The sequence below is a fragment of the Rheinheimera sp. UJ51 genome, from assembly GCF_020819615.1.
In the GTDB taxonomy this organism is placed as follows: Bacteria; Pseudomonadota; Gammaproteobacteria; order Enterobacterales; family Alteromonadaceae; genus Alishewanella; species Alishewanella maricola.
The window spans coordinates 98,922-110,366 of the sequence record NZ_JAJHOG010000012.1 but is presented as its reverse complement, the minus strand read 5'-3'; the positions used below and the strand labels follow the sequence as shown (position 1 = coordinate 110,366).

Annotated in this window: 1 protein-coding gene; it reads right to left on the bottom strand. The window is 53.4% G+C overall.

Translation table 11 applies throughout. The annotated features are described in order from the left end of the window. The coding region (locus LMJ53_RS14100) for an Ig-like domain-containing protein (RefSeq protein ID WP_229587680.1) at positions 1-11,401 on the bottom strand (11,401 nt) is incomplete at its 3' end. Between the last annotated feature and the right edge of the window lie 44 nt (positions 11,402-11,445).

Here is an 11,445-nt window from a genome sequence, read left to right as displayed (position 1 = left end):
GCACGGTGGCTTGGGTAATAACCGTTTGACCGTTTTGATCGGTGATGGTGATGTTAATCAGCGTGCCTTCAGCAACGTCCGTGGTGGTGCCGCTGAGGTCAAGCGTACCATCGGTATTATCGACGCTCGCAGCGATATCTAATGAACCGGCAATGGCGTCTAATGTGGCTGATGTGTCGGCCGCGAGAGGGTTGCCGTTGTTATCGAAAGCAGTGGCAGCAATGGTCAATGGGCCATCCGCTAACGCGCTGATATCGACATCGGCTAACTGATAGCTGCCATCGGCCAGCACGGTGGCTTGGGTAATAATCGTTTTACCATTTTGATCGGTGATGGTGATGTTAATCACCGTGCCTTCAGCGACATCGGTAGTGGTACCCGATAAATCGAGTGTGCCATCCGTATTGTCAACCGTCGCGGCGATATCCAGGCTGCCTTCGATGGCATCCAATGTGGCATTGGTATCGGCAGTGAGTGGGTTGCCGTTGTTATCGACTGCCGTCGCGTCAATGGTTAGTGGGCCATCGGCTAAGGTACTGACATCGACACCTTTTAACTGGTAACTACCATCGGCCAGCACGTTGGCTTGGGTAATCACCGTTTGACCGTTTTGATCGGTGATGGTGATGTTAATCAGCGTACCTTCGGCGACATCCGTGGTGGTGCCGCTGAGGTCAAGCGTACCGTCGGTATTATCGATTGTCGCAGCGATATCCAATGAACCGGCAATGGCGTCCAGTGTGGCTGAGGTATCAGCGGCCAATGGATTGCCGTTGTTGTCCACCGCAGTGGCCTCAATGGTTAATGGGCCATCCGCTAACGCGCTGACATCGACACCTTCTAACTGGTAACTGCCATCGGCCAGCACGGTGGCTTGGGTAATAACCGTTTGACCATTTTGATCGGTGATGGTGATGTTAATCAGCGTACCTTCGGCAACGTCGGTGGTGGTGCCCGATAAATCGAGTGTGCCATCTGTATTGTCAATCGAGGCCGCAATATCCAGTGTACCGGCAACCGCATCGAGTGTGACTGCAGTATCCGCATCAAGGGCGTTACCGTTGTTATCCACCGCAGTGGCAGCAATGGTCAATGGGCCATCGGCTAACGCGCTGACATCCACATCGGCTAACTGATAGCTGCCATCGGCCAGCACGGTGGCTTGGGTAATGACCGTTTGACCGTTTTGATCGGTAATGGTGATGTTAATCACCGTACCTTCAGCAACATCCGTGGTGGTGCCGCTGAGGTCAAGCGTACCATCGGTATTATCGACGCTCGCAGCGATATCTAATGAGCCGGCAACCGCATCAAGTGTGGCTGATGTGTCGGCCGCGAGAGGGTTGCCGTTGTTATCGACCGCAGTGGCCTCAATGGTTAATGGGCCATCGGCTAACGCGCTGACATCGACATCGGCTAACTGATAACTGCCATCGGCCAGCACGGTGGCTTGGGTAATAACCGTTTGACCATTTTGATCGGTGATGGTGATGTTAATCACCGTACCTTCGGTAACATCCGTGGTGGTGCCGCTGAGGTCAAGCGTACCATCGGTGTTATCGATTGTCGCAGCGATATCCAATGAACCGGCAATGGCGTCTAATGTGGCTGAGGTATCTGCCGCTAATGGATTGCCGTTGTTGTCCACCGCAGTGGCCTCAATGGTTAATGGGCCATCCGCTAACGCGCTGATATCGACATCGGCTAACTGGTAACTGCCATCAGCCAGCACGGTGGCTTGGGTAATAACCGTTTGACCATTTTGATCGGTGATGGTGATGTTAATCACGGTGCCTTCGGCAACGTCCGTGGTGGTGCCGCTGAGGTCAAGCGTACCATCGGTGTTATCGACGGTGGCGGCAATGTCGAGTGAGCCCGCTATGGCGTCTAATGTGGCTGATGTGTCGGCCGCTAGTGGATTACCGTTATTATCGACTGCCGTGGCCTCAATGGTTAATGGGCCATCGGCTAACGCGCTGACATCGACATCGGCTAACTGGTAACTGCCATCGGCCAGCACGGTGGCTTGGGTAATAATCGTTTTACCATTTTGATCGGTGATGGTGATGTTAATCACCGTGCCTTCAGCGACATCGGTAGTGGTACCCGATAAATCGAGTGTGCCATCGGTGTTATCGACGGTGGCGGCAATGTCGAGTGAGCCCGCTATGGCGTCTAATGTGGCTGAGGTATCTGCCGCTAATGGGTTACCGTTGTTGTCAACTGCCGTGGCAGCAATGGTCAATGGGCCATCCGCTAACGCGCTGACATCCACATCGGCTAACTGATAACTGCCATCGGCCAGCACGGTGGCTTGGGTAATAACTGTTTGACCATTTTGATCGGTGATGGTGATGTTAATCAGCGTACCTTCGGCAACGTCCGTGGTGGTTCCGGATAAATCGAGTGTGCCATCCGTATTATCAATCGAGGCCGCAATATCCAGTGTACCGGTAACCGCATCGAGTGTGACTGCAGTATCCGCATCAAGGGCGTTACCGTTGTTATCTACTGCCGTTGCGTCAATGGTTAATGGGCCATCGGCTAACGCGCTGACATCCACATCGGCTAACTGATAGCTGCCATCGGCCAGCACGGTGGCTTGGGTAATAATCGTTTTACCATTTTGATCGGTGATGGTGATGTTAATCACCATGCCTTCAGCGACATCGGTAGTGGTACCCGATAAATCGAGTGTGCCATCCGTATTGTCAACCGTGGCCGCAATATCCAATGAACCGGCAATGGCATCCAATGTAGCATTAGTATCTGCCGCGAGTGGGTTACCGTTGTTATCGACTGCCGTGGCAGCAATGGTTAATGGGCCATCGGCTAACGCGCTGACATCCACATCGGCTAACTGATAGCTGCCATCGGCCAGCACGGTGGCTTGGGTAATAACCGTTTGACCATTTTGATCGGTGATGGTGATGTTAATCAGCGTACCTTCGGCAACATCCGTGGTGGTGCCGGATAAATCGATGGTGCCATCCGTATTGTCCACCGTGGCGGCGATATCCAATGAACCGGCAATGGCATCGAGTGTGGCTGAAGTATCAGCGGCCAATGGATTGCCGTTATTGTCCACTGCCGTGGCCTCAATGGTTAATGGGCCATCCGCTAACGCGCTGACATCCACATCGGCTAACTGATAGCTGCCATCGGCCAGCACGGTGGCTTGGGTAATCACCGTTTGACCGTTTTGATCGGTGATGGTGATGTTAATCACCGTGCCTTCAGCGACATCGGTAGTGGTACCCGATAAATCGAGTGTGCCATCCGTATTGTCCACCGTGGCGGCGATATCCAATGAACCGGCAATGGCATCGAGTGTGGCTGAAGTATCAGCGGCCAATGGATTGCCGTTATTGTCCACTGCCGTGGCCTCAATGGTTAATGGGCCATCCGCTAACGCGCTGACATCCACATCGGCTAACTGATAGCTGCCATCGGCCAGCACGGTGGCTTGAGTAATCACCGTTTGACCGTTTTGATCGGTGATGGTGATGTTAATCACGGTGCCTTCGGCGACATCCGTGGTGGTGCCGCTGAGGTCAAGCGTACCATCGGTGTTATCGACGGTGGCGGCAATGTCGAGTGAGCCCGCTATGGCGTCTAATGTGGCTGAGGTATCAGCGGCCAATGGATTGCCGTTGTTATCGACAGCCGTGGCAGCAATGGTTAATGGGCCATCGGCTAACGCGCTGACATCCACATCGGCTAACTGATAGCTGCCATCGGCCAGCACGGTGGCTTGGGTAATAACCGTTTGACCATTTTGATCGGTGATGGTGATGTTAATCAGCGTACCTTCAGCGACGTCGGTGGTAGTACCCGATAAATCGAGTGTGCCATCGGTGTTATCGACGGTCGCGGCAATATCCAGGCTGCCTTCGATGGCATCCAATGTGGCATTGGTATCGGCAGTGAGTGGGTTGCCGTTGTTATCGACAGCCGTGGCAGCAATGGTCAATGGGCCATCGGCTAACGCGCTGATATCGACATCGGCTAACTGATAACTGCCATTGGCCAGCACGGTGGCTTGGGTAATAACCGTTTGACCATTTTGATCGGTGATGGTGATGTTAATCAGCGTGCCTTCGGCGACATCCGTGGTGGTGCCCGATAAATCGAGTGTGCCGTCGGTGTTATCCACCGTGGCGGCGATATCTAATGAACCGGCAATGGCATCGAGTGTCGCTGAGGTATCGGCAGTTAACGGGTTACCGTTGTTATCGACAGCCGTCGCAGCAATGGTCAATGGGCCATCGGCTAAGGCGCTGACATCGACATCGGCTAACTGGTAACTACCATCGGCCAGCACGGTGGCTTGGGCGATGACCGTTTTACCATTTTGATCGGTGATGGTGATGTTAATCAGCGTACCTTCAGCGACATCGGTAGTGGTACCCGATAAATCGAGTGTGCCATCGGTGTTATCGACGGTCGCGGCAATATCCAGGCTGCCTTCGATGGCATCCAATGTGGCATTGGTATCGGCAGTGAGTGGGTTGCCGTTGTTATCCACTGCCGTGGCCTCAATGGTTAATGGGCCATCGGCTAACGCGCTGATATCGACATCGGCTAACTGGTAACTGCCATCGGCAAGCACGGTGGCTTGGGTAATGACCGTTTGACCGTTTTGATCGGTGATGGTGATGTTAATCACCGTACCTTCGGCAACATCCGTGGTGGTGCCACTGAGGTCAAGCGTACCATCGGTATTATCGATTGTCGCAGCGATATCCAATGAACCGGCAACCGCATCGAGTGTGACTGCAGTATCCGCATCAAGGGCGTTACCGTTGTTATCCACCGCAGTGGCAGCAATGGTCAATGGGCCATCGGCTAACGCGCTGATATCGACATCGGCTAACTGATAACTGCCATTGGCCAGCACGGTGGCTTGGGTAATAACCGTTTTACCATTTTGATCGGTGATGGTGATGTTAATCACCGTACCTTCGGCAACATCCGTGGTGGTGCCACTGAGGTCAAGCGTACCATCGGTATTATCGATTGTCGCAGCGATATCCAATGAACCGGCAACCGCATCGAGTGTGACTGCAGTATCCGCATCAAGGGCGTTACCGTTGTTATCCACCGCAGTGGCAGCAATGGTCAATGGGCCATCGGCTAACGCGCTGACATCGACACCTTCTAACTGGTAACTGCCATCGGCCAGCACGGTGGCTTGGGTAATGACCGTTTGACCGTTTTGATCGGTGATGGTGATGTTAATCACCGTACCTTCGGCAACATCCGTGGTGGTGCCACTGAGGTCAAGCGTACCATCGGTATTGTCCACCGTCGCAGCGATATCCAATGAACCGGCAACCGCATCGAGTGTGGCTGAGGTATCAGCGGCCAATGGGTTACCGTTGTTGTCTACTGCCGTGGCCTCAATGGTTAATGGGCCATCCGCTAACGCGCTGACATCCACATCGGCTAACTGATAGCTGCCATCGGCAAGCACGGTGGCTTGGGTAATAACCGTTTGACCATTTTGATCGGTGATGGTGATGTTAATCACGGTGCCTTCGGCGACATCCGTGGTGGTGCCGCTGAGGTCAAGCGTACCGTCGGTATTATCGACGCTCGCAGCGATATCTAATGAGCCGGCAACCGCATCAAGTGTGGCTGAGGTATCAGCGGCCAATGGGTTGCCGTTGTTATCTACTGCCGTGGCATCAATGGTCAATGGGCCATCCGCTAACGCGCTGACGTCGACACCTTCTAACTGGTAACTGCCATCGGCCAGCACGGTGGCTTGGGTAATCACCGTTTGACCATTTTGATCGGTGATGGTGATGTTAATCAGCGTACCTTCGGCAACATCCGTGGTGGTGCCGCTGAGGTCAAGCGTACCATCGGTGTTATCGACGGTGGCGGCAATGTCGAGTGAGCCCGCTATGGCGTCTAATGTGGCTGAGGTATCAGCGGCCAATGGATTGCCGTTGTTATCCACCGCAGTGGCAGCAATGGTTAATGGGCCATCCGCTAACGCGCTGACATCCACATCGGCTAACTGATAGCTGCCATCGGCCAGCACGGTGGCTTGGGTAATAACCGTTTGACCATTTTGATCGGTAATGGTGATGTTAATCACGGTGCCTTCAGCGACATCGGTAGTGGTACCCGATAAATCGAGTGTGCCATCCGTATTGTCAACCGTGGCCGCAATATCCAATGAACCGGCAATGGCATCCAATGTAGCATTAGTATCTGCCGCGAGTGGGTTACCGTTGTTATCGACTGCCGTTGCAGCAATGGTTAATGGGCCATCGGCTAACGCGATGATGTCGACACCTTCTAACTGGTAACTACCATCGGGCAGCACGGTGGCTTGGGTAATAACCGTTTGACCATTTTGATCGGTGATGGTGATGTTAATCACCGTACCTTCGGCAACATCCGTGGTGGTGCCGCTGAGGTCAAGCGTACCATCGGTGTTATCGATTGTCGCAGCGATATCCAGGCTGCCTTCGATGGCATCCAATGTGGCATTGGTATCGGCAGTGAGTGGATTGCCGTTGTTATCGACAGCCGTGGCAGCAATGGTTAATGGGCCATCGGCTAACGCGCTGATATCTATATCGGCTAACTGATAGCTGCCATCGGCCAGCACGGTGGCTTGGGTAATAACCGTTTGACCATTTTGATCGGTGATGGTGATGTTAATCACCGTACCTTCGGCAACATCCGTGGTGGTGCCGGATAAATCGATGGTGCCATCCGTATTGTCAACCGAGGCCGCAATTTCCAGTGTACCGGCAACCGCATCGAGTGTGACTGCAGTATCCGCATCAAGGGCGTTACCGTTGTTATCTACTGCCGTGGCATCAATGGTCAATGGGCCATCGGCTAAGGCGCTGACATCGACATCGGCTAATTGGTAACTACCATCGGGCAGCACGGTGGCTTGGGCGATGACCGTTTGACCGTTTTGATCGGTGATGGTGATGTTAATCACCGTACCTTCGGCAACATCCGTGGTGGTGCCGCTGAGGTCAAGCGTACCATCGGTATTATCGATTGTCGCAGCGATATCCAATGAACCGGCAACCGCATCGAGTGTGGCTGAGGTATCAGCGGCCAATGGGTTACCGTTGTTGTCTACTGCCGTGGCCTCAATGGTTAATGGGCCATCCGCTAACGCGCTGACGTCGACACCTTCTAACTGGTAACTGCCATCGGCCAGCACGGTGGCTTGGGTAATAACCGTTTGACCATTTTGATCGGTGATGGTGATGTTAATCAGCGTACCTTCGGCAACATCCGTGGTGGTGCCGCTGAGGTCAAGCGTACCATCGGTATTATCGATTGTCGCAGCGATATCCAATGAACCGGCAACCGCATCGAGTGTGACTGCAGTATCCGCATCAAGGGCGTTACCGTTGTTATCCACCGCAGTGGCAGCAATGGTTAATGGGCCATCCGTTAACGCGCTGACATCCACATCGGCTAACTGATAGCTGCCATCGGCCAGCACGGTGGCTTGAGTAATAACCGTTTGACCATTTTGATCGGTAATGGTGATGTTAATCACGGTGCCTTCAGCGACATCGGTAGTGGTACCCGATAAATCGAGTGTGCCATCCGTATTGTCAACCGTCGCGGCGATATCCAGGTTGCCTTCGATGGCATCCAATGTGGCATTGGTATCGGCAGTGAGTGGGTTACCGTTGTTATCGACTGCCGTTGCAGCAATGGTTAATGGGCCATCGGCTAACGCGATGATGTCGACACCTTCTAACTGGTAACTACCATCGGGCAGCACGGTGGCTTGGGTAATAACCGTTTGACCATTTTGATCGGTGATGGTGATGTTAATCACCGTACCTTCGGCAACATCCGTGGTGGTGCCGCTGAGGTCAAGCGTACCATCGGTGTTATCGATTGTCGCAGCGATATCCAGGCTGCCTTCGATGGCATCCAATGTGGCATTGGTATCGGCAGTGAGTGGGTTGCCGTTGTTATCGACAGCCGTGGCAGCAATGGTTAATGGGCCATCGGCTAACGCGCTGACATCCACATCGGCTAACTGATAGCTGCCATCGGCCAGCACGGTGGCTTGGGTAATAACCGTTTGACCATTTTGATCGGTGATGGTGATGTTAATCACCGTACCTTCGGCAACATCCGTGGTGGTGCCGGATAAATCGATGGTGCCATCCGTATTGTCAACCGAGGCCGCAATTTCCAGTGTACCGGCAACCGCATCGAGTGTGACTGCAGTATCCGCATCAAGGGCGTTACCGTTGTTATCTACTGCCGTGGCATCAATGGTCAATGGGCCATCGGCTAAGGCGCTGACATCGACATCGGCTAATTGGTAACTACCATCGGCCAGCACGGTGGCTTGGGCGATGACCGTTTTACCATTTTGATCGGTAATGGTGATGTTAATCACCGTACCTTCGGCGACATCCGTGGTGGTGCCGCTGAGGTCAAGCGTACCATCGGTGTTATCGACGGTCGCAGCGATATCCAATGAGCCGGCAATGGCATCCAATGTAGCATTGGTATCTGCCGCTAATGGGTTACCGTTGTTATCCACTGCCGTGGCAGCAATGGTCAATGGGCCATCCGCTAACGCGCTGACGTCGACACCTTCTAACTGGTAACTGCCATCGGCCAGCACGGTGGCTTGGGTAATCACCGTTTTACCATTTTGATCGGTGATGGTGATGTTAATCAGCGTACCTTCGGCAACATCCGTAGTGGTGCCGCTGAGGTCAAGCGTACCATCGGTGTTATCGACGGTCGCGGCAATATCCAGGCTGCCTTCGATGGCATCCAATGTGGCATTGGTATCGGCAGTGAGAGGGTTGCCGTTGTTATCCACCGCAGTGGCAGCAATGGTCAATGGGCCATCGGCTAACGCGCTGACATCCACATCGGCTAACTGATAGCTGCCATCGGCCAGCACGGTGGCTTGGGTAATAACCGTTTGACCATTTTGATCGGTGATGGTGATGTTAATCACCGTACCTTCGGCAACATCCGTGGTGGTGCCACTGAGGTCAAGCGTACCATCGGTGTTATCGACGGTCGCAGCGATATCCAATGAGCCGGCAATGGCATCCAATGTAGCATTGGTATCTGCCGCTAATGGGTTACCGTTGTTATCGACTGCCGTTGCAGCAATGGTCAATGGACCATCCGCTAACGCGCTGACATCGACATCGGCTAACTGGTAACTGCCATCGGCCAGCACGGTGGCTTGGGTAATAACCGTTTGACCGTTTTGATCGGTGATGGTGATGTTAATCAGCGTACCTTCGGCAACATCCGTGGTGGTGCCGCTGAGGTCAAGCGTACCGTCGGTATTATCCACGGTGGCGGAAATGTTGAGTGTACCTGGTGTGGTTTCAACTGTGTGAGAGGATGTTCCTGTAGACTCCACGGTATTGCCTGCGGCATCACTGGATACCACCACCACATCAAACTCGGTATCAGCAGCTAAATCACTGCCGGCGACATCGACTGACCAGCTGCCATCGGCTAGCACGGTGGTGGTGTAAGTGGTGCCATTAATCACTAAAGTGACCACATCACCAGGGGCAATATCGCCGCCTAAGGCGGTGCCGGTAACCGCAATGGTGCCGGCCGCTTCGGCGGCGTTAACGATGTCATCGGCGGTGATGTTATTAACGGTAACAATACCGGCATCGGCGGTTAGATCAACCGTATGGGTAGAGGTGGCACTGGATTCGACGGTATTGCCCGCCGCATCCGATGAACTGACCACGGCATCAAACTCGGTATCGGCGGCTAAATCACTGCCGGCAACATCGACTGACCAGCTGCCATCGGCTAGCACGGTAGTAGTGTAAGTGGTGCCATTAATCACTAATGTAACGACATCGCCTGGGGCAATATCGCCGCCGAGCGCGGTGCCGCTAACGGCAATGGTGCCGGCCGCTTCAGCGGCGTTAACGATGTCATCGGCGGTGATGTTATTTACCGTAACGGTGCCGGCTTCGGCACTCAGATCGACGGTGTGGCTTGAAGTTCCAGTCGATTCGATGGTGTTACCTGCCGCATCCGATGAACTGACCACAGCATCAAACTCGGTATCTGCGGCTAAATCACTGCCGGCGACATCGACTGACCAGCTGCCATCGGCAAGAACCGTGGTGGTGTAAGTGGTGCCATTAATCACTAAAGTGACCACATCGCCCGGGGCAATATCGCCGCCGAGCGCGGTGCCGGTAACGGCAATGGTGCCGGCCGCTTCAGCGGCGTTAACGATGTCATCGGCGGTGATGTTATTCACCGTAACGGTGCCGGCTTCGGCACTCAGATCGACGGTGTGGGTGGAGGTGGCACTGGATTCGACGGTATTGCCCGCCGCATCCGATGAGCTGACGACAGCATCAAATTCGGTATCGGCGGCTAAATCACTGCCGGCAACATCGACTGACCAGCTGCCATCGGCTAGAACCGTGGTGGTGTAGGTGGTGCCATTAATCACTAAAGTGACGACATCGCCCGGGGCAATATCGCCGCCGAGCGCGGTGCCGGTAACCGCAATGGTGCCGGCCGCTTCGGCGGCGTTAACGATGTCATCCGCGGTAATGTTATTAACGGTAACGATACCGGCATCGGCGGTTAGATCAACCGTATGGGTAGAGGTTGCACTGTTTTGTACCGTGTTACCAAGCGCGTTAGTTGATGTCACAACAGCGTCAAAAGTGGTGTCTGCAGCCAAGTCGCTACCGGCGACATCGACTGACCAACTACCATCTGCTAGAACTACAGTCGTGTAGGTAACGCCATTAATTATCAGGGTAACAGTATTACCAGCCACAATATCACCACCGCTGGCGGTGCCGGTAACCGTAATAAAACCTGCAGCCTCTGCCGCATTGACAATATCATCGGCGGTAATGTTATTAATGGTAATTTCAACAGGTTCAATAGTAGCCGCGGCTGAATCGGAGAATAATGGCACAACAGGATCATCTTCAGAGAATGCACCCAACTCAAATAGCGTTAGGTTGTTTGACTCAGCAATGCGGGTGAGTCTGACAAAGTCATTACCACTATTTTCAGTTGCACCGCCTTCAGCGCCGGCTGCGGTCGCATCTAATTGTTCAAGTAAATCACCTTCTTCATCAAGCACGGCTAAAATGTCGTCGGCAGTGTTTAAGGCAACAGCGGAGTCTTCAGGCGCAATATCTGTTTGCAGCCAACTCTCAGAAATAACGAATTGTTGGTTTGCTGAAACGCTAACGGTTTCGTCTAAATATGCCAAGATAACCGAACCTTGCTCTGAGGTGATCACCGTGTCGCCGGGCAGTAGCGTATCACCCTGCTTCAGAACTCTTATTTCACCGTTAGTCGATTGTACTTGAACAATACCTTCAACAGCTTGAGCAACGATTTTTGACATAATTAGTGTATCCATTTAATAACTATCACAACTTATATGATAAG